At 54.2% G+C, this 26004-nt stretch carries 23 protein-coding genes; 18 read left to right on the top strand and 5 right to left on the bottom strand.

Annotation, left to right across the window (positions count from 1 at the left end):
* Positions 1–100: 100 nt before the first annotated feature.
* Positions 101–1264 carry an ISAs1 family transposase gene (locus TBK1r_RS20890; RefSeq protein ID WP_145207505.1) on the bottom strand — a complete coding sequence of 388 codons (1164 nt, stop codon included), beginning with the start codon at positions 1262–1264 and terminating at the stop codon, positions 101–103.
* A 222-nt stretch (positions 1265–1486) separates the two neighbouring features.
* Here TBK1r_RS20890 and TBK1r_RS20885 point away from each other — a divergent pair, with 222 nt between their 5' ends.
* From TBK1r_RS20885 to TBK1r_RS20860, 6 genes are all read left to right on the top strand, one after another.
* Positions 1487–1789: a cyclic-phosphate processing receiver domain-containing protein gene (locus TBK1r_RS20885; RefSeq protein WP_145214924.1), complete on the top strand. Its 303-nt coding sequence runs from the start codon at positions 1487–1489 to the stop codon at positions 1787–1789.
* Entirely contained in the window at positions 1782–2168 is a 387-nt protein-coding gene (locus TBK1r_RS20880) for an HIT family protein (protein WP_145214921.1), read from the top strand. The genes TBK1r_RS20885 and TBK1r_RS20880 overlap by 8 nt, the downstream gene beginning before the upstream one ends.
* Before the next feature lie 374 nt (positions 2169–2542).
* Positions 2543–3250 carry an HNH endonuclease gene (locus TBK1r_RS20875; RefSeq protein WP_419580224.1) on the top strand — a complete coding sequence of 236 codons (708 nt, stop codon included), beginning with the start codon at positions 2543–2545 and terminating at the stop codon, positions 3248–3250.
* Between the two features lie 50 nt (positions 3251–3300).
* Positions 3301–4254 carry a hypothetical protein gene (locus tag TBK1r_RS20870; protein ID WP_145214917.1) on the top strand — a complete coding sequence of 318 codons (954 nt, stop codon included), beginning with the start codon at positions 3301–3303 and terminating at the stop codon, positions 4252–4254.
* Positions 4255–4838: 584 nt separating this feature from the next.
* Positions 4839–7460, top strand: a complete 2622-nt coding sequence (locus TBK1r_RS20865; protein WP_419580223.1) for a DUF3427 domain-containing protein — start codon at positions 4839–4841, stop codon at positions 7458–7460.
* A gap of 501 nt (positions 7461–7961) precedes the next feature.
* Positions 7962–9071: a tyrosine-type recombinase/integrase gene (locus tag TBK1r_RS20860; protein WP_145214911.1), complete on the top strand. Its 1110-nt coding sequence runs from the start codon at positions 7962–7964 to the stop codon at positions 9069–9071.
* Between the two features lie 194 nt (positions 9072–9265).
* On the opposite strand, the gene TBK1r_RS20855 is transcribed toward TBK1r_RS20860, so the two are convergent.
* Entirely contained in the window at positions 9266–9664 is a 399-nt protein-coding gene (locus TBK1r_RS20855) for an integrase core domain-containing protein (protein WP_145214908.1), read from the bottom strand.
* Positions 9665–9821: 157 nt separating this feature from the next.
* On the opposite strand from TBK1r_RS20855, the gene TBK1r_RS38855 reads away from it, so the two are divergent.
* Entirely contained in the window at positions 9822–9959 is a 138-nt protein-coding gene (locus TBK1r_RS38855) for a hypothetical protein (protein WP_419580222.1), read from the top strand.
* On the opposite strand, the gene TBK1r_RS20850 is transcribed toward TBK1r_RS38855, so the two are convergent.
* Positions 9949–10542, bottom strand: a complete 594-nt coding sequence (locus TBK1r_RS20850) for a hypothetical protein (protein ID WP_145214905.1) — start codon at positions 10540–10542, stop codon at positions 9949–9951. The two genes, TBK1r_RS38855 and TBK1r_RS20850, sit on opposite strands and share 11 nt — an antisense overlap.
* 690 nt (positions 10543–11232) lie before the next feature.
* On the opposite strand from TBK1r_RS20850, the gene TBK1r_RS20845 reads away from it, so the two are divergent.
* Both TBK1r_RS20845 and TBK1r_RS20840 read left to right on the top strand, forming a co-directional pair.
* Positions 11233–11715 (top strand): hypothetical protein, encoded by a 483-nt coding sequence (locus TBK1r_RS20845; RefSeq protein ID WP_145214902.1) that lies wholly within the window; start codon positions 11233–11235, stop codon positions 11713–11715.
* Between the two features lie 60 nt (positions 11716–11775).
* Positions 11776–11988, top strand: a complete 213-nt coding sequence (locus TBK1r_RS20840) for a helix-turn-helix domain-containing protein (protein ID WP_145214899.1) — start codon at positions 11776–11778, stop codon at positions 11986–11988.
* 156 nt (positions 11989–12144) lie between these two features.
* Here the strand turns inward: TBK1r_RS20840 and TBK1r_RS20835 are convergent, their stop codons facing one another.
* Positions 12145–12642: a JAB domain-containing protein gene (locus TBK1r_RS20835; protein WP_407699769.1), complete on the bottom strand. Its 498-nt coding sequence runs from the start codon at positions 12640–12642 to the stop codon at positions 12145–12147.
* Positions 12643–13128: 486 nt separating this feature from the next.
* Between TBK1r_RS20835 and TBK1r_RS20830 the strand changes: the two genes are divergently transcribed.
* The 4 genes from TBK1r_RS20830 to TBK1r_RS38850 are packed head-to-tail and all read left to right on the top strand — an operon-like array spanning position 13129 to position 15528.
* A complete protein-coding gene (locus tag TBK1r_RS20830) occupies positions 13129–13365 on the top strand; it encodes a GIY-YIG nuclease family protein (RefSeq protein ID WP_145214893.1) in 237 nt (78 codons plus the stop codon).
* Positions 13366–13397: 32 nt separating this feature from the next.
* Positions 13398–14561, top strand: coding sequence for an ISAs1 family transposase (locus tag TBK1r_RS20825; RefSeq protein ID WP_145207505.1), 1164 nt, complete (start codon positions 13398–13400; stop codon positions 14559–14561).
* 47 nt (positions 14562–14608) lie between these two features.
* On the top strand, positions 14609–15073 hold the full coding sequence (locus TBK1r_RS20820) for a hypothetical protein (RefSeq protein WP_145214890.1): 465 nt from the start codon (positions 14609–14611) through the stop codon (positions 15071–15073).
* Positions 15070–15528 carry a hypothetical protein gene (locus tag TBK1r_RS38850; protein ID WP_419580221.1) on the top strand — a complete coding sequence of 153 codons (459 nt, stop codon included), beginning with the start codon at positions 15070–15072 and terminating at the stop codon, positions 15526–15528. The genes TBK1r_RS20820 and TBK1r_RS38850 overlap by 4 nt, the downstream gene beginning before the upstream one ends.
* Before the next feature lie 46 nt (positions 15529–15574).
* On the opposite strand, the gene TBK1r_RS20810 is transcribed toward TBK1r_RS38850, so the two are convergent.
* Positions 15575–16030, bottom strand: coding sequence for a hypothetical protein (locus TBK1r_RS20810; protein ID WP_145214887.1), 456 nt, complete (start codon positions 16028–16030; stop codon positions 15575–15577).
* 53 nt (positions 16031–16083) lie between these two features.
* On the opposite strand from TBK1r_RS20810, the gene TBK1r_RS20805 reads away from it, so the two are divergent.
* The 5 genes from TBK1r_RS20805 (at position 16084) to TBK1r_RS20785 (ending at position 25995) form a co-directional block, all read left to right on the top strand.
* Positions 16084–17169 carry an anti-sigma factor family protein gene (locus TBK1r_RS20805; RefSeq protein ID WP_259631766.1) on the top strand — a complete coding sequence of 362 codons (1086 nt, stop codon included), beginning with the start codon at positions 16084–16086 and terminating at the stop codon, positions 17167–17169.
* Positions 17170–17178: 9 nt separating this feature from the next.
* The gene (locus tag TBK1r_RS20800; protein WP_145214884.1) at positions 17179–19569 is read left to right on the top strand and encodes a heavy metal-binding domain-containing protein; all 2391 of its coding nucleotides are present in this window, start codon (positions 17179–17181) and stop codon (positions 19567–19569) included.
* A 53-nt stretch (positions 19570–19622) separates the two neighbouring features.
* A complete protein-coding gene (locus TBK1r_RS20795) occupies positions 19623–23609 on the top strand; it encodes an efflux RND transporter permease subunit (protein WP_145214879.1) in 3987 nt (1328 codons plus the stop codon).
* 361 nt (positions 23610–23970) lie between these two features.
* Positions 23971–24135 carry a hypothetical protein gene (locus tag TBK1r_RS38845; RefSeq protein WP_246419052.1) on the top strand — a complete coding sequence of 55 codons (165 nt, stop codon included), beginning with the start codon at positions 23971–23973 and terminating at the stop codon, positions 24133–24135.
* A gap of 180 nt (positions 24136–24315) precedes the next feature.
* The gene (locus TBK1r_RS20785) at positions 24316–25995 is read left to right on the top strand and encodes an efflux RND transporter periplasmic adaptor subunit (RefSeq protein ID WP_145214873.1); all 1680 of its coding nucleotides are present in this window, start codon (positions 24316–24318) and stop codon (positions 25993–25995) included.
* The last annotated feature ends 9 nt before the right edge of the window (positions 25996–26004 follow it).

Raw genomic sequence — 26004 nt, 5'->3', positions numbered from 1 at the left:
ATTGGAATGTCAACGCGGAGCGAAAGGATCGTCCGTAATATGATTGATCGCCATTTGCATTGTCGTAGGTGACCCAAGGGGCACGACGATCGCACCAAAATTAGGCTGCAAACAGGAGTTTCTCGAGGAATTCGCTGTTCCAGCCAGCGATTTTTCGCTTCCGCCTGAGGCTCTTCTTCCGAGTGTCTCGCTTGAGAAGCGTCGTCACAAACCGACGAGCAAAGCTCATGTTCGATGTCGCGTTCTTGGTTCGGAGCCGACTGGAGTCCTCATGAAACACGACATCGAGGACCCAGTGCATGCTCTCTATACTCCAATGGCTACGAGCACAATTTGAGAATTCATGCACCCGCGCCGGTCGGCTCGAAATGTAGTAGCGAACATCGCTTGATTGCCGGTCACCACGAGTCGTGCAAGTATTCGCTTGGCAGATACTTTTTGCTCCTTTCCACTGGTCGGTCAGTTCGCGAAGTGCTTTTGGAATTGGGCAGGTCGCATAGAAGCGTTCCTCTTCACGCGCGGCCTGCTTTCCTGTGGTCGTCATTGCCCGAACACCGTGGGCTGTGAGCCCATCGTTATGGGCCATCTCAAAGTGATCGGCGATGGCAGCACAGAGCTTGGGATGGTTGTCTTTGACAGCGAACAGATAGTCGCCACCTCCCTCGACGATCTTTTCAGCAATCGACTTTTGGCATCCCATGGCATCGAGCGTCACGATCGAATTGCGTAAGTCGATTAGATCGAGCAATTCGGGAATTGCCGTGATTTCGTTGGACTTTGAGTCGACCTCGGTTTGCCCAAGCGTGACACCATTTGCGGTCGCCCAGGCACTGACGATATGAATCGCATCAGATTTCTCCGCATCGGTATAGGATCCGCGCACCGTCTTGCCATCGATCGCAACGTGAACGGGACGATTGTCGTCCTTGCTGGCGTGATCCCAATTAATCTCGCAGAGATGAGCGTGCCATTGAAGCAGCGCCTTCTGAAACTCGGCTGGTTTGATCAGGGACAACACTCGCGTGATGGTATCGTGAGACGGAATGCCGGCATCAAAGTCGGCGAATTTGGATAGCCAATCCAGTTTCTCACCACCGAAGCTTTCGATCTCATCAGGTCCGTCCGCGCCTGCGATGACCGCCGAGACAACCAAAAACAGAATCGAGTTAAGTGGATGGATTGTCCGGCCTGCGACTCGCGGGTCGCCGACCTGATCAAAACACTCGTGAAACACATCGATTTGGGAAGCCATTGCCATCTCCATAACAGGGCAGTGAAAAACCAGTCTGGCTGAATTTATTGGCAGAGGGGTTCACTGAGGCAAGGCTTCGACGAATACTGAAACCAGATTTTGGTGCGATCGTCGTGACCCAAGGGGCGATCGCGACCACATAAACGGTTGACTACCAATACAAGGCGATCACAAGACTCTTTTGGTCGAAAAGTCGAACGAAGCTTCTGACAATTAGGAACCGGTTGAGAACTGATGAAGGTCTATCTTGACGATGAACGAACGACGCCCGATGGTTGGCACCGCGTGTATTGGCCGGACGAAGCCATCGAGCTATTGAAGACCGGTACGGTCACCGACATCAGCCTGGATCACGATCTCGGTGATGACGATCGCGGCACGGGATACGACGTCGTCCTGTGGATCGAAGAACAGGTTGCGTTGCACGATTTCGTTCCACCGGCGATGAAGGTTCATTCGGCAAATGTGTCGGCACGGACGAAGATGGGGAATGGAATTCGTGCTATCGAGGCAATGTTGAGGAGACGCGATGGCTGAGAGTCGTGATACTTGTCCGTTCTGCTCCATTGATCCAAAGCGTTGGATTGCATCGTCGGATGCGGCGATCGCCTTCTTAGATGGATTTCCCATTGCGGAGCATCACACGTTGGTGATTCCGCAGCGTCACGTGGCGTCGTTGTTTGACTTGGATGTGAGCGAACAAGCAGAGGTTTGGAGACTCGCCAGCGAGGTTCGGCATCGCTTGGCAGATGAGTTTGGCATCGAAGCGTTTAACATTGGTGTGAACGATGGCGTGCCGGCTGGTCAGACGGTGTTGCACGCCCATGTTCATGTGATCCCTCGGGTCACTGGCGATAGCGATGACCCGCGTGGCGGGATACGATGGGTGATCCCTGACAAAGCTCGCTATTGGTAGTCACTCCATCTCTTCGCATGGTTACGCCTGAATCCCAAGTCGCATTCCTCACCAACCTGCAGCGTTTGCTGTCGGAGGGGAGGTTCGTTGGCACGCATAAGTATGCCTTGATTTTGTCCCTTGCAGATATCTCAATTGAGCGAGGCGATGACGCCGGTAGTGAGTTGGAGATATCAGCGAAGATGATCGCCGAGAAGTTCATCTATCTCTACTGGCGTCAGACAAGTCCTTACATTCCGAAAGCAACCGATGTTGCTCCCGCTGTGCTTCGACAAAATGTTGGCAAACAAGCCGTCACTGTAGGTCGAATTTGTGATGTAAAAAGCCGATTGGGTGACTCGCTTGCCTGCGCCAAAAGCGACAGAGAAATTTGGATGTCATTGGTTTCTCAGGTTGCGTCAAACGTTCGCGATATGCCGCTTTGGAAGCTTCAAACGGTCGGCAGTGAAGAATTTGATTTCCTCTATCCGAACGTTGGTAGGGGAGCCAGCATTACGTTGCGTCCTGGCGTCGCGACTTGCTTCCGCAAGTTCTACGGACTTATCGGTGATATCGTCCGTGGTGCTTGGGTGCGTTACGTTCGCCGCTACAACCGCCAGCTGCTGGGCACGACGACGGACCTCAGCGAGTTCATGTTCGGTAGCGAGCGTTCGCAACTGAATAGCGTTCGCGATGCATTAATGGATACCGGTGCGACGCGGTGCTTTTATTGTGACAAGGGATTGTCGGAGGCGACGGCTCATGTGGATCACTTCGTACCATGGGCAAGGTATCCCGTTGATCTCGGGCACAACTTCGTTCTCGCTCATGCGACGTGCAACTCGTCAAAGTCAGATCACATTGCGGCGGCCGAGTTCTTGGACAAATGGGTCGATCGCAATTTGACGCTTCGTGGTGGACTGCAGGAAGCCTTCACAGTACGAGGAATCTTCAACGACTTGCCGACGTCGGCGCGTGTCGCCCAATGGGTGTACTCCACGACGGCCGACGTGGGCGGTTTGACCTGGACGTCGTCGTCGATGGTGCCGCTCGAAGATCGATGGCAGGCAGCGATCGATCGCCTGCTTGCGACGGCTGGATAGTTGACGAAAACGCTTTACATACTTGAAGGAATCGAAATCATGACAACGCCATGGGCCATTTAGCGCGATTCATGCAGCAGGCCTTCTCGGCACAGTGCCCGGTCGGCTGGACTTGCTCTTCTGAGAAACGCGTTCTTTCATTGGAGATGGAAAAACTGCTCGGCTACAGTCCCCGAGCGGACGTGTGCCTTGAGCGCGAAGATGGGACTCGCAGGTTGTGGATTGAGTTTGAAATCAGTCGTGCAGATCCAGTTGCTAATCATGCAAAATTCGCGACTTCACACTTATTCAAGGCGTTTGAGCCTTCTGACGTTTTCGTTTCGATGGTCAGTTCGCACGTGACTCGTGGGCGGCGCAACTTGGCTTCAAACACCATTCATTTGCTTCGACATGTCGGAATCAACTCGTTTCAAACGGTCCTGCTCCCGGCGATCGAACCTGAGAGAATCAAACGTCTAAATCACTCCTCGATCGAGCAACTTAAGAATGCAGGGCTAGACGTCCCTGCCGAGCAAGAACGCATCTTTCAGGTCGTGGATCCCGTGCTTGAGAGCGATGGACATCGAATTCATTTTGCGTCTGAGTTGTTTGAAGTGGTTCGGAATCTTCACCAGTGGAACCATCAAGTTTCTGCATCGATTGCGAGCGAGCAATGGAAGTGTCGTACGGTTACATATTTTGTCTTTGATCCAGTGTCGAAGCTCTTTGCTCCGTCGAAGTTTTGCGCCTATGTGATTCCGAACAGATCAGACTCACTTGATGATGTGTCCGGCGCTGGCATGATGGATGTCGCAACTTATTGCAAACTAGATCAAAGCGATCGGCGGTTTGACGGTCATCGTGCTCGCGTGCACCTCACCACAAATTTGGGGATGACTCTCACGCAGCCCTCAGAATGTCCGACCATCGATCGTGCGTTCGCGTATTGGTGCAGTAAGAATGAAGCGAGTATCAAGGTACATCCAAGCGAACCAAAGATCATTCGGCCACCTGATTGGTACTGATCGTTCTCTGAAGTTGAGCAAGCAACAAGCGATCGCATCAAGTCGCTAGAATCTATGTTCGTTACATCGGGCAGCGTCATTCTGCCGGCAAAAACTTTTTGGGCAACAGGCAGCTAGTGGAACCGGGACTCTACGATCATCTTCTGACGGAAGCTATCGAAGACGAGATTGCTCGACTTGGCGATCCTCGATTGGCAATGCTTGCGCCGGTCGACTCGGAGGAGACGCACTCGGCCCTAGCTCAATTTCTCGAGCGGTTGATCGCTGGCAGTTTGGCTGCGTTTCGCGGGGCTGATGCAGCTGATAAGCAACGGCAGCTCACCGACAAGATTCTAAGCACGCTCGCAGAAGCGATGCATGATGGCGATGGTGAAGTTCTGAGCATTGCCAGTCCATTGCGACGGCTGTTGGCGATTCACCGGTCAGTCGATGGTTCGCCAAACGAGAGACCGGACAGTCCTCTTTCGCGTTGCTCGCTTCTGACGGGAACTCGACTAGACGCGAGCCTGGGAAGCCAGCTTCGCAAAGAAATCGCAACTTGTGATCGAGTTGACATTTTCTGCTCGTTCATCAAATGGAGCGGTTTGCGAGTCATTGTCGACAACCTTCGCGAGCTCGTCGATCGTAATGACGAGCTGGCTGTCCGTGTCATCACCACCAGTTACATGGGTGCAACGGACCCGAAAGCGGTTGCAGCACTGAGTGAGCTTCCAAGGACGGAGGTGCGAGTCAGCTACGACACGAAGCGAACCCGGCTGCACGCGAAAGCCTATCTGTTCCACCGCAAGACCGGCTTCAGCAGTGCCTATGTTGGCTCTGCCAATTTGTCGAACGCGGCGTTGTCCGAGGGGCTTGAATGGACCACGAAGATCAGTCAGTACGAATTGCCGTATTTGTGGGACAAGGTCACGGGCACATTTGAAACCTATTGGCAGGATGACGAGTTCCAAGCGTTCGATCTTGAATCGCTGCCTCGGCTTCGCCAAGCAATTAGCACCGAGCGGAAAGCTGGAGTTGACACTGGACTGGCGATCAACTTCGACTTGCGTCCGTTTCCGTTTCAGGAAGAGATTCTCGATGTCATCGCTGCGGAACGTGAGGTTCAGAACAAGCACAAACATCTGATCGTTGCCGCCACGGGAACCGGCAAGACGATGATTGCTGCGTTTGACTACGCTCGTGTCGCGAGAGAATTGGGGCGCAAACCGAGATTGCTGTTTATCGCTCATCGAAAAGAGATTCTCAGCCAGGCGATGGTAGCGTTTCGATGCGTGTTGCGAGATCAAAACTTTGGCGATCTCCTCGTCGATGGGAGTCAACCGGAGCAGCACGAACATCTATTTTGCTCGATCCAGAGCTACAACTCTCGAAATCTGCAAATGGAGTCCGCGGAGCAATTCGAGTATGTCGTCGTCGACGAGTTTCACCATGCTGCGGCACCCAGCTACCAATCCTTGTTAGATCACGTTAAGCCTCGGGTTCTGCTTGGGCTGACAGCGACGCCCGAGCGTTCTGATCAACTGGATGTGTTGAGTTGGTTTGGAGGGCGAGCAAGTGCTGAAGTTCGGTTGCCAGATGCCATTTCGCGGCGCCTGTTGTGCCCGTTTCAATACTTTGGGATTACAGACGCAGTCGATCTTGATGGTCTGACATGGCAACGCGGCGGCTATCGAATCGATGATTTGGATCGGCTCTATACAGGCAACGACGTTCGCGCCAAGTTGGTATTTGAGAAGGTTTCCGAAACCGTACTGGATTCGCAGGACGTGCGAGGCCTGGCATTCTGCTGCAGTGTTGCTCATGCCGAATTCATGGCTCGCTTCTTCGATGAAAACGGTATTCCGTCGATTGCGTTATCAGCAGGCTCGACCAAGGAGGAACGCAATTCCGCTCAGCAACGGTTGCGCGATCGCTCGATCAACTTCATCTTTGTAGTCGATCTCTACAACGAAGGCATCGATATCCCCGAGGTCGATACGGTGCTATTTCTCCGACCGACGGAAAGCTTGACTGTGTGCTTGCAGCAGCTTGGGCGTGGTTTGAGATTGCACTCCGAAAAAGAGTGCTTGACCGTGCTCGACTTCATCGGGGCGCAACGCAAAGAGTTTCGGTTCGCCAGCCGGTTTCGTGCGTTGAGCGATAAACCGACTGCGAAACTTGACGTCGAAATCGAAAGTGGTTTTCCTCACCTTCCGAGTGGATGTGCGATCAAGTTGGAGCGAGTCGCGCAACAACGTGTGCTAGAAAACGTGCGCGAGTCAATTCGTCTAGTCCGTCCGCGGATGTTGAGATCCCTGCGTGATCTGAAGCAGTACTTGGGGAGAGTGCCAACACTTGAAGATGCGCTCGACTATTTCGACACGACCCTCGATGAGTTGCTGAAGCGAGGCTTGTGGTCACGACTGCTGGCAGATGCTGGTCTTGCCGAAGTGGCGGACGCACCGGACGAAAAACAACTTGCAAAAGGTCTGCGTCGTCTAAGTCACATCAACTGCCCACTGCAGATCCAGGCTGCAATGAAATACCTCGAGCCGGATGGGGGCCTGGAAAATGGCATCGCCGAAATGCTGCATGTTTCATTGTGGGGGACGCAGCATGCGGGAATGTCACTCGCCGAGGCGGACAAAAGACTGCGAGACAATTCGGTCGTTGTCGAGGACCTACGACGCGTGTTGGAATACCGTTTGAAGCACTCACCATTGATTGCAAATCGAAATGCAACGGCGTTCGAGCCTTTGGCCATTCACGCTGCCTACACGCGGGACGAAATCTTGGTGGCGCTCGGGCACTGGAATTTCAGTGATCGGCCCAGTCAGCGTGAGGGTGTGTTGCATCTGAAGGATCGTCAACACGATGTCTTCTTTGTGACGCTGCAGAAAACCGAGGATGAGTATTCGCCAACGACGATGTATGAAGACTATCTGATCTCGCACACTCAATTTCATTGGCAGTCACAGAGCAACACGTCCGAGCAATCACCGACTGGCCAACGCTACATTTGTCACCGTCAGAACGGCTACACGCCATTGCTTTTCGTGCGTGAAACGAAGAATCTTTCGTCCGGGATTTCGGCGCCATACCACTTCCTGGGGCCATGCAAATATTTGAGTCACACCGGAAGCCGCCCCATCAGCATTGTCTGGGAGCTCGAGTATTCCGTTCCAACTCGCCTGCTTCGCACGATGGCTCGACAGATAGCCGTTTGAGGTTCCCGCTGTCGCGATTGCAGAGACCGAGTGTTAACTCTCGAATTCGTCGAGTTGCGTGGCAAACAACAGACTCGCCGGTTAACACTCGGTGGTTGTTAAACAGAGGTTGTGTTTGGTGCTTTCGGTCTCGTTAGGTTAGGCGGGGGACCGTGTGAGACGGGGTTTCTTGCAAGTTGTTGGTGGAAAATGACTTAAAGTGATAAGGCTCTCTGAGAGTTTAGGCGGAGAGGGTCTCGATCGGGGAGCTATTGCTACGAGTAAACCACTCGCGGCAAACTCCAAAACAGCAAAGGACTTAGAGCAATTCGCTCCGAGTCCTTTTTTTGTGTCTTTTTCCAATCAGTGACATTTCAGTGACATCGTTGCAAACGCGTTGCATCGATGTTGCCTTGTTCCGCTCCTGATTGCCGCCCCGTTGGATACCCGTTGGAACGTCGTCGATAGTCGGCTTGCTGGGACCGCTTGTACCTTGAATTCAACGTACCCGAGGAACCCGAAATGGCATCACTCCAACAAGATCCGGGCGGCAATTTCCACGTCACCTTCCGATTCGGCGGCGCCCGGTTCAAGCGTTCACTGAAAACGAAGAAGCGGCGCCAAGCACAAGCCGCCAGTTTCCGGCTCGAAGAGAATATTGCGCTCATTGAATCCGGACGGCTTGAGCTGCCCGACGGCGCCGACATCCCCACGTTCCTTCTCTCCGACGGCAAGCTCAACGGCAAGCCACAAACGACTACACTCCGGCTCGGTGACCTGCTCTCAACCTACACCTCGTCGATTCCCAGCGACGCACTCGAACCAACCACCCTCAAGACGATCGGGCTCCACACCCGACATATCGTCCGCATCTTGGGTTCGCGGAAGACACTTCACTCAATCTCCACAAAAGACCTGCAAAACTATATCACCACACGATCGAAGGAACCCGGCATAAACGGCTTCGTGTCCGCCGGAACGATCCGCAAAGAAATCGCCACCTTCGGTTCCCTTTGGAACTGGGCACTCTCCCAAAACCACGTCACCGGAGTCTTTCCGAAACGCGGCCTGATGTTTCCAAAGGTCACTGAAAAGCCACCATTCCAAACCTGGAAGCAGATCGAACGGCAAATCGCAGTCGGGCGTCTTTCCGATGCGGAATCGTCTGAGCTTTGGCACAGCCTGTACCTGGACACCACTCAAGTCGACGAGTTGCTCGAGCACATCCGAGTAACAGCGGAATATCCGTTCCTCTATCCGATGTGCGTCTTCGCCGCGCACACTGGCGTCCGACGAAGCGAATTTTGCCGATCCCAGATCGCCGACTTCGATCTGGAGAATCGAACCGTCGTCGTCCGCGAGCGAAAGAGAGCCAGAAGCAAACGCACCACACGAATCGTCCCACTAACACCGAAACTGACCGAAGTCATGAGCACGTGGTTAGAGGAAAAGGAGCAAAGCCCCCACACGTTCCCTGAAGACCACCGCGTCGTTCGAAATCGCAAGCTCCAACGCGAAGAGGGATGCGTGCAACCAGAGGAAGCGAGCCATCATCTCAACCAAGTCCTATCAGGCAGTAAATGGAAAACTGTTGTCTTGGTTCAACGGAAATTGGAATTTGCGGTCCAGTGAGTTGAACAGGGTGGCGGCATCCGGCCGGTAAGATCGGGCATCGTGCCCGAAGTTTTTTCGCATTGAGCAAACATCGAAGGGAAGAGGACCGCACCAAGTGATACCGCCACCCTTCGACGTTTGACTTGGCACGGCGCTTGAGTTGGTCCTCACCAGAGCTCTATCCTCCGACCAAGTCGTTTCAGTCTCTCACATCAACTCGCCATTGCAAGTGATTCGGTGGATGTTTCTCGGCGTCGCAAACGCGCTTCCTCGAGTTTGCGATCACGCTCGGCCTGAATCTCATCAGCCAAGCCGCTTAAGCAATCAGCAGGCGTGATGTAACCAATCGCGCTGTGTAGCCTCACGGTATTGTAATGCACCATGTACGCCGAAATTTGTTTCATGGCCTCTTCCCGATTGCGAGGGCAATTTGGGCGGATACATTCCTTCTTGATCGTGCCGTGAAAACGCTCCAGCTTCCCGTTGCTCTGCGGGTAATACGGGCTCGTTGTCACGTGCGTCATCGAGTGAAATTTGACGAACGCCTTGAAGTCCTTCGCGATAAACTGTGGGCCGTTATCGCTGATCAAGGGAATCGACCAACGATTCATTGACGCCTGGGTAGGCCATCAAACCGAAGAACAACGCCGCCGCTACCGCCACCTCTTCCCTGACAAACAGCAATCGGCATTGGACTCGGTTTTTCAAACTCAATAGAAAACGAGAATTACGCGACACACATTTCGCAGCAACTGCGCCGCTGCTGGTATGGACCATCGAATGATCAACGCCTGGGTCGGCCTCTCGACCGACGAAATGCGGAGACGCTACCGACACCTGTTCCTATCCAAAGAACAGAAGGCACTGGAAATCGCCTTTGGGTACGCTGAAGACGCTACGGCTTGAGCATTCCGAGTTCAATCAGCAACTGGCCATGTTCCCGTAGAGAGGACTCCGTTTCAATCATCCGTTTTTCGTTCGAGGCAACTGTTTGTTGCTTTCTCAATTCCGCCTTTTCGACCTCAATCTTGGCCTCCTTAACGTCAAACTCAGCTTCTTTGACCTCAAATTCTTTTAGCATCAACAATCGGGAGAGTTCCGCGATTCGGCTCATGGCATCTGTTTCCGTATCAAACCGATTTTTCTTAGCGTCAAACACCGACTGAAATCGTCGCTCAGCGCTTTGGTCGAGTGCTTCTTGTTCCGCCCTGGTCTCGACTGCTGCCAGTTGCACCGCCATTTTCGCAAGTACCTTCCTTTTTGCTTGCTGAAGGGTGGGGTAGGAAGACCAATCCACTGTCGGATCAAATTCCGCTTCTGCAGTTGCAATGATTGCAAGCCGAGAGATCACCCGTTCGTACATTTCATTGATCCAAGAAACCTCTTGTTCGACTATCGCAGCAGTCGGGTTGGTTTCGGGATCGAAGACACCTTGAGTAGAGGGTTGGTAATCTTCAAGTGCTTCGATCGCTTTGGATGATTCATTCATGCCTGACCTATTCAGGCAACCTCTCCCGAGTCAGGCATGACCCAGGTGTGAGTCTCGAATGAATCTTGCAGTCGGCAGGAAAGAATCACGACATCCAGAAAGATGCTTGCGTGATTCGGCGACGAAAACCACCCTGTCCGAGTGATCATGTGAGTGGAGCGGAAGATCGAGCGTCCGCTTTTGGAAATGAAGGCGAAGCAAAGCGTCGTCGCCTCCGAGAATTTCGGATGCACGCCAGACGCCTCCGCTGATATTCTCCACTTCTTCGAACGGCGACTCCATTTTCAGCGGATACTCGTCATAAAGTGATCTGACCTGTGGTCGAAGGTCACCTAACTCGGGGTGACGATAGTTCCGGCAATGAGCGCAGATTCCCTCCGGAAAACGCCCGGCGCGGATGTCGGCGGACACGCTCGCCGCGATCTCACGGCAAACGCGAAACATAGTCGTTAGAGCACTGTGCCAGATGACCGGGGCGGCAACACCCGAAAGCACATTGAACGCGGAAAGGGCGAGCATGTTGATTAGTGGGTTGGAGGATGAGATGGTTCGGAGCGAGAAACCCCGGTCATGGAAAAGACTGCTAGCTCGGAACAACCTCGCAGACGGCTGTCGAGGCGAGAAAGAATTGACGTCCTTTTCGCCGAGTACAACGCACTCAATGAACTATTGCGTTTTCGGTTGACGGCAATGGATCGCCGGTTGCCAGTCGCCGTGAGCTTCATGGCGGCGACAATCGTGGCGGTGCTGGCCCTGCCCTTGGAACTGCAGCTGGCCGTGTTGATCACGACACCCTCAGCAATCCTCTGGATGGGGCGTACGACGGTCCAGCACGCCAGGGCAAAGGAAGACAACTTGCGTCGCATCAGCGAGATCGAACAAACAATCAACGAAATCGCGGGCGAAGAATTGCTGCTGTTCCAATCTCGACATCCGAATCGGGCCGAAACCGTGGGCGGAAGGACGGGAATGTCCGCGGTCTTCGCAACGACGCTGAATTCGTTGCTGATGTTGCTGGTTTGCGTCGCCCTGTTTGGCGGCAAGCACGGCCTGACGGCCCAGATTCTGTATTTCGTGTTTATCACGGCAATCGCCTTGGACCTGATCATGGGTGCAGTTCAATTGAACAGGTATGTGTACCGGCGGCCTCCGATGATCTTGCTGGAAAAATGACGAAGGAATCACACTTATCGTGTGTAGCCAGGATAGACACTCATAAGTGTGATGTAAAGTATGGCTGCAAAAGGAATTCTCGAGAAAGTTGGAAGACGCGTCCGCGAATTGCGAGAGGCGAAGGGCTGGTCGCAGGAGGAGTTGGGCTTTCGTAGCGATCTTCACCGCAACTACATCGGAGGAATCGAACGAGGCGAACGCAACGTCGCGTTGCTCAACCTCGAGAAGCTCGCCAAAGCACTCGGAGTCCACCCCCGAGATCTTTTCCCGTAGACCGGTCCGGCAATTCAAGCAGCGAGCAGAATGGCGTCACTTTGCGCACGAAACGTCGCAAATTGCCCGTCAAACGTAGCCACCTTCGCCAGAGGGTGGATCCACGATGTTCGCCGCGGACTGGGAACGTAAACACGGCAAAGTTAGACTGTCCAACTACGTCGACTCTCGAATGGACAGCACTTCATTCGTTCCGTCACCGTGAATGATATGGTCGAGAACGGTAATTCCTAGCAATTTTCCCGCCTCTGTCAGTCGGTCAGTGACACTGATGTCTTCCCGACTCGGCGTCGTGTTGCCCGACGGATGATTGTGAGAAAGGATCACGGCTGACGAGCCCTCAATGATTGCCGGCTTGAACACTTCCCTGGGGTGAACCAGCGAAGCGTCAAGCGTTCCCACTGTGACACGCACAACGCATTGAACCCGGTGCTTGGTATCGAGGCACGCAACAACGAATTGCTCCTGATCCCACGCAGGATTGTCTTGCCAGTACCTCTTGAAGAACATTCGCGATTCTTCGGTGCTCGTCAGGCACGGTCGGTCCCCCAGCGACCGCTCAAAAACGACCGAAACACGTTTTACGGAAGCATATCGAAGGTCATCGATTTCGCTCTCGGCCGTCAGGTCCCCTGAGACGTGCTCATGCTTCATTCGTTCTAATTCTGCTACCTCAAAATCGAAGAGTCGTTGCGTGATCATTCCTAAAGCCCCATGTGGACTCTAAGAATCTCACGAAGGGGATCGCTAATCAAACTCCGTTCGAGTGGCAGGCCGTGCCGCCACGACAACATCTAGCAGTTCGACTACGCGCATCGACGGAGAATCGTGTTCGCAGATGTCCAATCGCTGGTTCTTCGTCCGACGTGAATAATGGAAACTGAATGCCAAATTGCACGCACAGAGGATAGGTCTTCGTCGGGCCGACCGTTGCTCGACGTGTGTAGCGACCAAATGAATACACGGCAAACTCGTGCTTTCCGTCAACTGCGAAACGGCACGTCGACGCATCAACCAGGAATTTATCTTTGTCGTCGATGGCGTATGCCGGCCACTTCTCCGAGATTCATTGCCAATTCGCGTGCATTTCAGTACTCATCGTGGTCGCTAGGATAATGTCACTTGGATATCCTAAACGCCATGTCATTCCCGCAACACATCTACGCGTTGGCCGACCCGTTCGCTCCGAAAGTCGTTTGCTATGTCGGTCGCACCAACAAGCTTGATCAGCGATTACGCATGCACTTATCGGAGGCCGAGTACGGTTTCACGATCAAAGACTTTTGGCTCATGTACCTTCGATACCACGACGATCGCACCAAAATCTGGTTTCAGTATTCGTCGAAGCCTTGCCTCAGTGAACCCCTCTGCCAATAAATTCAGCCAGACTGGTTTTTCACTGCCCTGTTATGGAGATGGCAATGGCTTCCCAAATCGATGTGTTTCACGAGTGTTTTGATCAGGTCGGCGACCCGCGAGTCGCAGGCCGGACAATCCATCCACTTAACTCGATTCTGTTTTTGGTTGTCTCGGCGGTCATCGCAGGCGCGGACGGACCTGATGAGATCGAAAGCTTCGGTGGTGAGAAACTGGATTGGCTATCCAAATTCGCCGACTTTGATGCCGGCATTCCGTCTCACGATACCATCACGCGAGTGTTGTCCCTGATCAAACCAGCCGAGTTTCAGAAGGCGCTGCTTCAATGGCACGCTCATCTCTGCGAGATTAATTGGGATCACGCCAGCAAGGACGACAATCGTCCCGTTCACGTTGCGATCGATGGCAAGACGGTGCGCGGATCCTATACCGATGCGGAGAAATCTGATGCGATTCATATCGTCAGTGCCTGGGCGACCGCAAATGGTGTCACGCTTGGGCAAACCGAGGTCGACTCAAAGTCCAACGAAATCACGGCAATTCCCGAATTGCTCGATCTAATCGACTTACGCAATTCGATCGTGACGCTCGATGCCATGGGATGCCAAAAGTCGATTGCTGAAAAGATCGTCGAGGGAGGTGGCGACTATCTGTTCGCTGTCAAAGACAACCATCCCAAGCTCTGTGCTGCCATCGCCGATCACTTTGAGATGGCCCATAACGATGGGCTCACAGCCCACGGTGTTCGGGCAATGACGACCACAGGAAAGCAGGCCGCGCGTGAAGAGGAACGCTTCTATGCGACCTGCCCAATTCCAAAAGCACTTCGCGAACTGACCGACCAGTGGAAAGGAGCAAAAAGTATCTGCCAAGCGAATACTTGCACGACTCGTGGTGACCGGCAATCAAGCGATGTTCGCTACTACATTTCGAGCCGACCGGCGCGGGTGCATGAATTCTCAAATTGTGCTCGTAGCCATTGGAGTATAGAGAGCATGCACTGGGTCCTCGATGTCGTGTTTCATGAGGACTCCAGTCGGCTCCGAACCAAGAACGCGACATCGAACATGAGCTTTGCTCGTCGGTTTGTGACGACGCTTCTCAAGCGAGACACTCGGAAGAAGAGCCTCAGGCGGAAGCGAAAAATCGCTGGCTGGAACAGCGAATTCCTCGAGAAACTCCTGTTTGCAGCCTAATTTTGGTGCGATCGTCGTGCCTTCGATACGAAGGCCGAGATCCGATTATGTCCGTTCTTGAACAATCGGAGTTTGGCGATTCAGCGACCGCGGAAAAGTGGGCCAAGACGCAAGAGAAGTACTGGATTGAAAAGATGGCAGTGAATGAGGCACCGATCCTGAACGGTCCACAGTGGTCCGGTCATCCCAGTCGAAAAGCGATTCCGAAAGGTGTTAAGACGGCTTGGTGCGAAACACACGTTCTTCTCTGGGCGATTGATCGCAGTTGGCAAGATGAGCGAAAGCTGTTGAGCTATCTGAATGATCGCTATGGTTCGATCATGCGGGAAAGCCCTCAACCAAACGGATCGACGCTTTGTGAATCCATAGCAGAAATTCCTCTCGCGCAATCCCAATACGAAGGAAAGCGTTTTCGAGCCTGTTCTGTCCTTCGCGCACTCTTACAGGCACACCCACAGCTTGAAGTTGGCGATCTTCAAGCGTTGACTGAGTTCAAGTGCCCAGCAACATGAAAGTTTGGACACATCATCCCAGCACGTTTCCACTGACCTCGCCGGATTTGGTCGTCGATGCGAGGAAGAGCATCGATTACCGAAGCCAGGAGTACCGCGATGCGATCCGGAAACTGCACCAGCATCTGGGTGGTGAGACTCAGTTCCTATGGTGTCTCACTTCTCGAAACACATTTGTACGTCATTGCGCGTCAATCGACTTGATCGAATGGGAACTTGACGCGCCCGCTTCACAGATTGATGCCTTTCTCGGCGATCACCGTCTCGATTCGTCGATCGCCAACGGTCTGCACGGTGCCCCCATGTGGGCCAGTTGCTTCGGCGGCGTGGTTGTGGCCAGCATGGTCGTGTGCCGCATGGTCGTGCCCGGCGTGGGCGTCCTGTGCGGTCGAGAGTTGGGGCGACATGAGCAGCGTGGCTGCGACGATTGCGGTAACGCTACGAAGTTTCATTGAAACCAGCCTTGGAAAGTAGTGATGGCGTTGGGCGGTGAATGCAGGGTTACTTGTTGATCTTGGCGAGGTATTTGTCTGGTTCGGCGAGCAATTTGTCCTTGCAACCGTTGCAGCAAATCCAGACGGCTTGTCCGTTGACGTCGATCTTCTCCGGGGCGCCCATCACGCCAAGCATCTCATCGCTGACGGGGCAGAAGTGTTGCTTCATTGCCGACATTCGATCTCCCTCGGGTAGATCGGCCAATGTCTCCTTCATCTTGTCCATGTCGGACTTGCCCGCTGCGATTTCTTCGGCTGGTTGCGGTTCGCTGTTGACCGAATGATCGTGACCACCCTTGTCGTGCCTGTCCGAGTTCATGCTTTGGTGGTGATCCATCTCGGTTGATACGCGGAGCGAGGCGGAGTCATCGGTCTCAGTGACATTGGACGGTTGACAGCCGACCAATGCGACGAACAGGATCGTCACTGTGGCGAGCGATAGGGTCCATTTGAGAAAGGCCATTGCGGAACGTTCCTTGACTGAGGAGCAAGTAAATTGGGCAGTCGATTTCGTTCTTGGATACTCGCGAGCGGGTCAACCTTCATGAATTTCGAGCAAAACAACGAAAAATAGTGGCTGAGAACGACGTTTCCTTGAAAATCTACAAGAACGGTGAAGAAGACGGCCCGCCACCGCATCAAATAGGCGTCACGTCAGTCGCATCGAGGTTCCGGCTCCAGGGCCCACCTGCGATCCACATACTGGTGCTGACCGTGATCAGCCCGAGGCAAGCGACAATGAACTGCATCGAAATCCAAGACCTGCTGTCGTCGTACTTTGACGACGAGCTTTCGGTGGATGCGCGAGTGTCGGTTGCTGAGCATGTTCGGCAATGTGAGACTTGTTCGGAATTGCTGGACGGGTATCAGAAGCTGAGTAAATCGATATCCGCAGCACCAGTCGGTCTCGTATCAGAGAACGTCTGGGCGAGCATCGTCGAAGAGCTGGATCGTACTGGCCAGATTTCTGAACAGCCGAAAATCGTGGTGGCTTCCGCAGCGAAAGTCCGGCGTCCTTGGTTGACCCGTGCGACGGTCTGGCGTCTGGCCATCGCGGCATCGATTTTGTTGGTGATCGGGTTGAGCGTTTGGCTTCGCCACGACGACGCCATGTCGGAGATGCATGACGAGCACGGGCCGGAATTCGTCGCGACGATGGACCACTACCTGGAAATTTTGCCAGAGAATCCGGACCAAGCGGAACAGTTCCTGCTGGGCAAGTACGACGGCAAGGTGGTTTCACCGGACCGGGCAATCAGCTTGGTGGGCTATCGTCCGGCCGTCGCTGAGGGACTTCCGGATGGCTATGCGCTCGCGTCCACAAGTGTTCTGAAGATGCCCTGTTGCACCTGCTTCAAGTCAGTGTGCAAGCGAGACGACGGGTCAATACTTGTGCTGTTTGAGCACGACGATGAGAAAGCCGCTTGGTTCGGGAAGCGTCCAACATCCATGGCAATGTGCGGTGACAAGGAGTGCTGTCTTGTGGACCTGAAGTCAAGTATTGCGGCGACATGGCGGGAAGGCCGCCGAAGCCTGACGGCGGTAGGCGCGCGGGATCAGACCGAGGTGGCGAAGTTGGTTAAGTGGTTTAAGGAAAGCTGAACAAGAACAATGAAACAACTCATCAAACGTCTCGTCACGCAAGCCTGGTTTCTGCAAGCGATCGCATGTCTTTCGATCGGCTTCGCCGCAGCATGGTCGTTGCGCGGGCCAAGCAGTTCTTCCGAATCTTCGCCGACAACAACGACCGTCTCTGGCGACGGTGCTGAGCAAGCCTCAATCTGGACGTGCAGTATGCACCCTCAAATCCGGCGTGACGGGCCGGGTAGTTGCCCGATCTGCGGCATGGACTTAGTTCCGGTGAGGAAATCAGCGGGCGGTGTTCGTACCGTTTCGATTAACGCGGACATCCAAAAGTTGATGAAAATCGAAACGGTGCCGGTTTCGCACCGATACGTGACTGCCGACGTTCGTATGGTCGGAAAAATTGAGTATGACGAAACCAGATTGTCGCACATTACAGCATGGGTATCCGGGCGACTCGATCGGCTATACGTGGACTATACCGGGGTTGAAGTTAACAAGGGCGATCACATGGCGTACATCTACAGCGAGGAACTCTACACCGCGCAGGAAGAACTGATCGCGGCTCTTGAGTCAAACGCCAGTCGTCCATCTTCGCGGTTCGTCACTCCGATCGACTTGGCCGAATCCGCGAGAGAGAAGCTACGGTTGCTTGGAATCACAGAGAAACAGATTCAAGAGATTGAGCAAAAAGGCAAGGCCGATGAACACATCACCATCTATTCACCGATCGGCGGCGTGGTCATTGAAAAGCTCCGGCAAGAAGGCGATCGAGTCCGCACGGGTGATCGCATCTATACGGTGGCCGACCTGAATCACCTCTGGGTTCAGATGGATGCTTACGAGTCGGACTTGGCGTGGCTGAGGTATGGGCAAGAGGTCGAATTCACAACCGAGGCGTATCCGGGTGAAGTGTTCTCGGGGCGCATCGCGTTCATCGACCCGGTGCTCGACAAGATGACACGAACTGTCAAGGTCCGCGTCAACGTTTCTAACGAAGATGGACGGTTGAAACCAGAAATGTTCGTTCGTGCAATCGTTCGCTCGAAAATCGCTGCGGGCGGAAGAGTGCTTGATGCTTCGCTTGCGGGAAAATGGATCAGCCCAATGCACCCAGAGATCGTCAAGGACGAACCAGGCGAATGCGACATTTGCGCAATGCCTCTCGTGAGGGCGGAATCGCTCGGCTACGTCACTGCGGAGCCTAGCGACACTGCGAAGCCGCTAGTAATTCCGGTGACCGCAGCATTGCTTACCGGAACACGCGCCATCGTCTACGTCCAAGTCCCCGATGCCGAGGAGCCAACCTACGAAGGCCGCGAAATCGTTCTCGGTCCGCGGGCTGGTGATTACTACTTGGTCAAGACGGGTTTGAAGGAAGGGGAACTCGTTGTCACGAATGGAAATTTCAAACTCGACAGTGCCCTGCAAATTTCTGCCAAGCCGTCCATGATGACGCCTGAAGGGGGGGGTGGCGGAGGCGGGCATAACCACGGGGGTGGTGCGATGCCAACCGGAGATGGCGACGCGATGCAGATGGCGGGAGGCAATGGAATGTCTCTGCCGCGTGAGCTGAAAATGAGGTTGATGCTAACGATTGAGTCCGTGTCAGCCATCGGGGAAGCGGTCGAGGCTGCAGAACTGAATCGGATTCGCGAATCGTTCAGGTCTCTCGGGCAGAACATCGCTGGGATTGATCCGAACGCGCTGCCAGGTGACATGGGTGACCAGCTTGGCGAATTCGTAATGCTGTTGGCAAATGATGCTGTCGAGGGAAGTGATATTCAGTCCCTACAGAATGCCGACCGGGTGTCGCTGCTAACGAAGCGTCATGCCGAGCGTCTACAAGAGATGTTTGGACTGTTTCATGCGGGGCATCAAATGGCTGAGAAGCAGTTGGATGTTCCGGATGCCTTTCGTCAGCAGTTGAGCCAGCTCATTCCGCCTTATCTTTCCATCAGTCGGTCACTCGCAGCAGACGATTCAAATGTGGCATTCGCGTCTGTCGGCGGTTTGCAGCAGGCGGTCAATTCGATCAATGGCCAGTCGTTGCAGGGCAAGACAGCCGAACGTTGGAAGGCAGAATACATCAGTCTATCGAAGATCGCCGATAGACTCGCAGATGCTTCCGATTTGGACTCGATCCGTTCTGCGTTTGCGCTGCTTTCGGATCAGCTCTTGACCTTACATCGATCATTCGGATTTGCCGGAGCCGACCAATTGTTTGAATTGCACTGCCCGATGGCTTTCGATGGCCGCGGCGCAAGCTGGATTCAGACCGACGATTCCGTTCGCAATCCGTATTACGGAGCTTCGATGCTGAAATGTGCGGACAAGGTAGAGAAGTTGGGAGTTGCCAAGTCAGGGAGTGAGGGAGACAGCGAGAGTGGCACTCTAGGAGCTGACCATCAACACTGATTTATCTCCGTGCCTCCCGGACTCTTCACTCCCCGACTCCCGAATAAATACAAATGTTTGACCCGTCCGACCTACCCGACGACATCAAGCAAGCCCGCAAGTCATTTCTTGGAAGTGTGATTTGGTTTTGCCTGCACAACAAACTTGTAATCTTGCTTGTCGTCCTGGCAACATTGACATGGGGCGCGATGGTCGCTCCGTTCGATTGGGACTTGAGGGGATTGCCTCGCGATCCAGTTCCCGTCGATGCGATCCCTGACATTGGCGAAAACCAGCAGATCGTCTTCACCGAGTGGATGGGGCGATCACCGCAAGATGTCGAAGATCAGATCGGATATCCGCTGACCGTCGCCTTGTTAGGCATTCCCGAAGTCAAGACGATTCGCAGCTATTCGCTGTTTGGCTTCTCGTCGATCTTCATTATCTTCAATGACGATGCGGAGTTCTATTGGTCGCGGAGTCGCGTGCTTGAAAAGCTAAACAGCCTTCCGGCAGGGACATTGCCCGAAGGAGTCCAGCCCGCGCTCGGTCCCGATGCAACGGCACTGGGGCAAGTCTATCTGTATACACTCGAAGGCCATGATCCAGATGGAGTCCCGACAGGTGGTTGGGACTTGGACGAGCTGCGGACGATTCAGGATTGGTACGTTCGCTATTCACTAACGTCGGCTGAGGGCATCAGCGAAGTCGCATCGATTGGAGGGTTTGTTCGCGAGTACCAAATTGACGTAGACCCCGATGCCATGCGAGCTGCTGGCGTGAGTCTCGCCGATGTTTTCCAGTCAGTGAAAATGACAAATGTCGACGTGGGCGCTCGGACCATTGAACTCAATAAGGCCGAGTATGTGATTCGTGGCCTGGGATTCATTGAACAGATTGACGACATCGAAAAAACTGTTCTGCGAGTTGCGGATAATGTCCCAATCACTATCAAGGACGTTGCGACGGTTTCACTCGGTCCCGCGCTCAGGCGGGGGGCATTGGACAAGGCAGGGGCGGAGGCCGTCGGCGGGGTCTGCGTCGTTCGATTTGGCTACAACCCTCTTGAAGCGATCAAGAACATCAAGGGGCGGGTCACGGAGATTTCGCCCGGGCTGCCCTCGAAGGTAATCATCGATTATTTGATGACCACTCAGGATCAAGTCGATGCCTACGCGGTGGCGAACGACTTGAATCCAATCACGAAGCCGGGGGCGTCTCATGACCAGTGGGTGAAGCACCTGCGTTCCCAGCCACGCGAACAGTGGCCTGCGTGGATCACGACTAGTCAGGTGACGGTCGTGCCGTTTTACGACCGTACCGGGGTCATTTACGAAACGCTCGGCACCCTGAATACGGCACTGACCGAAGAAATCCTGGTCACGATCATTGTGATCTTGGTGATGGTCCTGCACATGCGCAGTTCGATTTTGATTAGCGCATTGCTTCCGCTCGCCGTTCTGATGTGCTTCATCGCGATGAAAGCATTCGGCGTGGACGCAAACATCGTTGCGTTGTCAGGTATTGCGATTGCGATCGGCACCATGGTCGATATGGGGATCATATTGTGTGAGAACATCTTAAAGCAATTGGATGAAGCAGGCCCGGATGATGACACGGGGCACGTCATCTTTCGGGCGGCGCACGAAGTGGCTAGCGCCGTACTGACCGCGGTTTCGACGACGGTGGTCAGTTTCCTGCCCGTATTCACGATGATTGCAGCAGAGGGAAAGCTCTTCAGACCACTCGCATTTACCAAAACGTTTGCTCTTGCGGCTTCGGTGATCGTTGCATTAACGATCATTCCCCCAGCGGCTCACATTCTTTTTGGAGGACGAATCAAGTCTGAAACACTTCGTCGTGCGGCGATGATTGCACTCATCATCGCAGGAATCGTCGCAATGTTCGTGGTGACGTGGTGGGTTGGCGCGATCGTCATTGGCTTGGGCGCCTATAAGTTGATCGAAGAAAGAATTCCTAAAAAGTATCAGCGATTTGGCCCCTACGCGGCTAGCGCGATCGCCGTTCTCGTGGTTGGATTTCTGTTGACCGACCACTGGTTGCCTCTTGGACCGGAAAAAGGCTTGTTCCGGAACCTGATGTTTGTTGGAGGATTGATCGGCGGCCTGCTTGGATTCTTCACGATCTTTCAACGATTCATCTACGAACCTCTGTTGCGTTGGTGCTTGGCTCACAAATTGCTGTTTTTGTCGTTGCCAGCGTTGATTTTGCTCTTCGGCGCATCCGCGTGGCAGGGTTTTGATCGCATCTTCGGATTCGTCCCCAAAGTTACTTCGTTCGTCGGTGTTTCTGAATTGACGGTTCGCCAGTCGAGTCCTTGGTCGGCGTTGTCTGCGGCACTTCCTGGTTTGGGAAAAGAGTTCATGCCGCCGCTGGATGAAGGTTCGTACTTGTATATGCCGACCACGATGCCGCACGCTTCCATTGGTGAAGCGATGGATGTGCTGCAACTACAAAACAAATTCCTGGTCTCGATTCCCGAAGTCGAATCAGTGGTCGGCAAGATCGGCAGGGCGGAAAGTCCGCTTGATCCCGCGCCGATTTCGATGATTGAGACCTATATCACATACAAATCGGAGTACAAAACTGACAAAGACGGGCATCGTCTGAAGTTCCAATTCGACGAAAAGTCAGGCGGGTTCGTTCGTGATAAGTTCGGTGAACTGGTGGAGGATGAGAATGGTCGACCATTTCGTCAGTGGCGCGACGAGATCAAGACGCCGAACGACATCTGGGAAAAAATCACCGAAGCCGCTGATATACCTGGCACAACATCCGCTCCAAAGCTGCAGCCGATCGCTGCCCGAATCGTGATGTTGCAAAGCGGGATGCGTGCACCGATGGGGATGAAAGTCAAAGGCCCCGATCTGGAAACGATCGAAAAGGTTGCGCTCCAGATCGAGGGTTTGTTGAAGCAGGTTCCGACCGTTCAAGCATCCGCTGTGATCGCGGACCGCATCGTCGGCAAGCCGTATCTGGAAATCGACATCGACCGAGACGCCATTAAACGATATGGACTGCACATTCGCAGCGTGCAAGACGTGATCGAAGTCGCAATCGGAGGCCGCCGAATTACGACGACTGTCGAGGGCCGGGAGCGTTATCCGGTGAGGGTCCGCTACGCTCGTGAACTTCGCGACGAGGCGGAATCCCTAGGACGCATCCTGGTCCCCACGCCAATGGGGTCACAGATTCCACTTGAGCAACTTGCGGAAATTCGTTACGTGCGAGGTCCACAGGTCATCAAGAGTGAAGACACATTCCTGCTTGGCTACGTACTGTTCGACATGAAGTCGGGCAATGCAGAGGTCGATGTCGTCGAGGATGCGCAGGCCTTTTTGCAAGAGAAGATCGACAGCGGTGAGCTGATTCTACCGGCGGGAGTCAGCTACACGTTTGCGGGCAACTACGAGAACCAGTTGCGTTCCCAAAAAACGCTGATGGTTGTGCTGCCGCTTGCGTTGGGGATCATCTTCTTGATTCTCTACATGCAGTTCAAATCGGTCATTACGACTTCGCTCGTTTTCAGCGGTATCATGATTGCGTGGTCGGGCGGCTTTATCATGCTATGGCTCTATGGGACTGAGTGGTTCTTAAACTTTGACCTGTTCGGGACCGACATGCGGACTCTGTTCCAGGTCCACACGATCAACCTCAGTGTCGCCGTTTGGGTTGGCTTCCTGGCACTATTCGGAATTGCCAGCGATGATGGAGTTGTGATCGCATCCTACCTCGACGAGAGCTTTCGCAAAGACCGAATCACCAACATCGAACATGCACGCGAAGCAACGGTCACCGCCGGCGTGCGTCGTGTTCGTCCGTGCTTGATGACCACGGCAACCACACTGCTGGCACTCATCCCCGTGCTTACCTCCACCGGCCGAGGCAGTGACATCATGGTGCCGATGGCCATTCCCAGCTTCGGCGGCATGACGATCGAGATCATGACGATGCTAGTTGTGCCTGTGCTGTATTGCAGTGCGATGGAGTGGAAATTGCGACTGGGAATCAAAGACGAGCGGTTCGCAAAGGACGCTTAGATACGCTTCATGCAAATGGCAGCCGTAGTCGAACTTGCCTTGCCGTAAACGTTTTCCCAACCTATACTAATGTCTTAGAGTCCTATCAACCTACAGGATTGCCATCCTCTTGATGTTCCGTCTTCTGTTCATCTCGTTCATCACACTACGTGTGGTTGCGTGTCCCGTATTTTGTGCGGCGGGCGGGGATGTTGCGTCGACAGCAGGAGTTGAGAAGGTTGGTAGCTGTCACTGTGGACACGAACAATCCACTCCATGCGATGACCGTCAGTTGCCGCCGGGAAATGCCCCGTGTGACAACCCTTGCCCCTGCGACACCGGATGCGTTTGTCTCGTAACGCCAGAGTCAAATTCCCGCACCGTGTCAGCGGACTTCCAGCTGTTGTCGGATTGGACGCCGCTGTGTCTGGAAACGCTGGACCTGTCCAAATTGCTTGCAAAACGTTGCGAAGAACGACATCCGCAACGGTTTGATCTGCAAAGCGGGCGAGACGTGCGTCTCGTTTACGCCTCTCTATTGCTGTAGGCCACTGCTGGCCCACGTTGGTTGACCCTCGAAATCGGTTTGTGATGGCGATTGCGCTCGCCGCATGTTGCGACACCGCGTTCGAGTTCATTTCTGGTCGGCCTGTGTCCGTTGGTTGAATGCTCGAATTGCATTTTTGCGGTTCGCGTTTGTCCCGTCTATCCCAGCAGGAGTTCTGCAATGAGTCAGTCAGTCGTCAATGCGCCGGAGGAAAATCCGCGTCCCGCCTCCGCCGAATCTTCGGCCAACGGACGGCCCGTGCATACTTCCGAGATCGAAACGCCAACCAAAAATGGTAGCCCCATCCGGCGATTTGTCTCGCTTGCCCTTGGTAGCATCGGGCCGACGTTGGTTCTGATCGGCTTTGCCGCGGTCTTTTACTACGGGCATCACAACGATTGGCGAATTCCAAAGTTTGCCGCGTTGACCGGGAGTGTCGAGGCGGTCGCCGACGATTGGTGTGAAGAACATGCCGTGCCGGAGTCGATCTGCGTCGAGTGCGATCCCACCCTGATTCCTACAGGCCCCGACTACGGTTGGTGCGCGGTCCATGGCGTGCACAACTGCGTGTTGGATCACCCCGATGTCGCTCAACTGAAGGAGACGCCGTCGATCTCGCCGAACGATCTTGAGCGAGCCGCACGAGCATTGGCCGTGGCTCCGCGAAAAGAGAACAACAGCGCCTGCAAGATTTATCAGGCCCGCATTCAGTTCGCATCCATTGAGTCACTGAAGCAGGCTGGCGTTGATGTGGAACTCGTCGATCGTGCTCCAATCGTCGAAGCGATCACCGGCAGCGGCGAGATTGTTTACGACCCAACTCGCCGGGCCAGCCTGGCATCCCGATTGCCAGGTACCGTCTGGTCGGTGGCCAAGAATGTGGGCGATTCGGTCGCAAAAGGCGAAGTCCTAGCGATCATCGATGCGGCGCAGGTCGGCGAGTTGAAAACGACGTTGCTGCGAGCTCTTGCGGAAGAACGGTTGCAGAAGCAAAACGTCGACCGGCTGGCTGATACGCGCGGTGCTGTTCCTGGTTCGCGAATTCTGGATGCGAGAGCCGCCTTGGCCAAGGCCCAGGCGGACGTGTTGGCCGCCGACCAGTCGTTGCGAAATTTAGGGTTGCCTGTCGATATCGATTCGCTGAACGGGTTGAGCGAACAAGAGGTGCTCGACCGACTGCGGCTAGTGGGGATTCCCGATGACGTCCGTCGGCAGATCGACTCGCCAGCGATCACGTCAAACTTGCTACCGATTCGCTCGCCGATCGACGGCACGGTGACCGAGCGAAATGTCGCTCCCGGCGAAGTCGTCGATCCGGCACGGATCCTGTTCGATGTCGCCGACATTCGCCAAATGTGGTTGACGTTGAACCTGCCGCTGGAAAACCTCAATCAACTGGCCGTCGGTCAGAAAGTTCATTTCCACGCTGATGGGAGCCGGGAGAAGATTGAAGGAACTCTCGATTGGATTTCGACGTCGGCCGATCGGATGACGCGTTTGGTGCAGGTCCGCGCGGTGCTTCGCAATCCCGACGGACGCCTTCGCAATGAGACGTTCGGCACCGGCGAAGTGATTCTGCGCGAAGAGTCCGACTCTATCGTGATTCCCACGGGGGCGTCGCACTGGGAAGGTTGCTGCCAAGTTGTTTTCGTGCGTGACAAGCATTACTTCGATAGCCCCGACAGTTTCAAAGTCTTTCACGTCCGTTCGGTACGCCTGGGTGCCACGAACGGCGAATTTACGGAGGTCATCTCTGGCGTCCTGCCCGGCGAAGTGATCGCGACCGACGGTAGCGACGTGCTACGGGCTCAGCTTCTTAAAAACAACTTAGGCGCAGGCTGTGACTGCGTCGCCGAATAGGGAGAGCAC

Source organism: Stieleria magnilauensis (genome assembly GCA_007753675.1).
GTDB classification, from domain to species: Bacteria; Planctomycetota; Planctomycetia; order Pirellulales; family Pirellulaceae; genus Stieleria; species Stieleria magnilauensis.
The sequence above is the reverse complement of the archived record's forward strand: the minus strand, read 5'-3'. Positions and strand labels throughout refer to the sequence as shown.

What these genes read in the sequence shown, in the direction of transcription:
- TBK1r_RS20890 (WP_145207505.1), bottom strand. Translation starts at nt 1,264, where the DNA reads ATGGAGATGGCAATGGCTTCCCAAATCGATGTGTTTCACGAGTGTTTT.
- TBK1r_RS20885 (WP_145214924.1), top strand. Translation starts at nt 1,487, where the DNA reads ATGAAGGTCTATCTTGACGATGAACGAACGACGCCCGATGGTTGGCAC.
- TBK1r_RS20880 (WP_145214921.1), top strand. Translation starts at nt 1,782, where the DNA reads ATGGCTGAGAGTCGTGATACTTGTCCGTTCTGCTCCATTGATCCAAAG.
- TBK1r_RS20875 (WP_419580224.1), top strand. Translation starts at nt 2,543, where the DNA reads ATGTCATTGGTTTCTCAGGTTGCGTCAAACGTTCGCGATATGCCGCTT.
- TBK1r_RS20870 (WP_145214917.1), top strand. Translation starts at nt 3,301, where the DNA reads ATGGGCCATTTAGCGCGATTCATGCAGCAGGCCTTCTCGGCACAGTGC.
- TBK1r_RS20860 (WP_145214911.1), top strand. Translation starts at nt 7,962, where the DNA reads ATGGCATCACTCCAACAAGATCCGGGCGGCAATTTCCACGTCACCTTC.
- TBK1r_RS20855 (WP_145214908.1), bottom strand. Translation starts at nt 9,664, where the DNA reads ATGAATCGTTGGTCGATTCCCTTGATCAGCGATAACGGCCCACAGTTT.
- TBK1r_RS38855 (WP_419580222.1), top strand. Translation starts at nt 9,822, where the DNA reads ATGGACCATCGAATGATCAACGCCTGGGTCGGCCTCTCGACCGACGAA.
- TBK1r_RS20850 (WP_145214905.1), bottom strand. Translation starts at nt 10,542, where the DNA reads ATGAATGAATCATCCAAAGCGATCGAAGCACTTGAAGATTACCAACCC.
- TBK1r_RS20845 (WP_145214902.1), top strand. Translation starts at nt 11,233, where the DNA reads ATGGATCGCCGGTTGCCAGTCGCCGTGAGCTTCATGGCGGCGACAATC.
- TBK1r_RS20840 (WP_145214899.1), top strand. Translation starts at nt 11,776, where the DNA reads ATGGCTGCAAAAGGAATTCTCGAGAAAGTTGGAAGACGCGTCCGCGAA.
- TBK1r_RS20835 (WP_407699769.1), bottom strand. Translation starts at nt 12,642, where the DNA reads ATGAAGCATGAGCACGTCTCAGGGGACCTGACGGCCGAGAGCGAAATC.
- TBK1r_RS20830 (WP_145214893.1), top strand. Translation starts at nt 13,129, where the DNA reads ATGTCATTCCCGCAACACATCTACGCGTTGGCCGACCCGTTCGCTCCG.
- TBK1r_RS20825 (WP_145207505.1), top strand. Translation starts at nt 13,398, where the DNA reads ATGGAGATGGCAATGGCTTCCCAAATCGATGTGTTTCACGAGTGTTTT.
- TBK1r_RS20820 (WP_145214890.1), top strand. Translation starts at nt 14,609, where the DNA reads ATGTCCGTTCTTGAACAATCGGAGTTTGGCGATTCAGCGACCGCGGAA.
- TBK1r_RS38850 (WP_419580221.1), top strand. Translation starts at nt 15,070, where the DNA reads ATGAAAGTTTGGACACATCATCCCAGCACGTTTCCACTGACCTCGCCG.
- TBK1r_RS20810 (WP_145214887.1), bottom strand. Translation starts at nt 16,030, where the DNA reads ATGGCCTTTCTCAAATGGACCCTATCGCTCGCCACAGTGACGATCCTG.
- TBK1r_RS20800 (WP_145214884.1), top strand. Translation starts at nt 17,179, where the DNA reads ATGAAACAACTCATCAAACGTCTCGTCACGCAAGCCTGGTTTCTGCAA.
- TBK1r_RS20795 (WP_145214879.1), top strand. Translation starts at nt 19,623, where the DNA reads ATGTTTGACCCGTCCGACCTACCCGACGACATCAAGCAAGCCCGCAAG.
- TBK1r_RS20785 (WP_145214873.1), top strand. Translation starts at nt 24,316, where the DNA reads ATGAGTCAGTCAGTCGTCAATGCGCCGGAGGAAAATCCGCGTCCCGCC.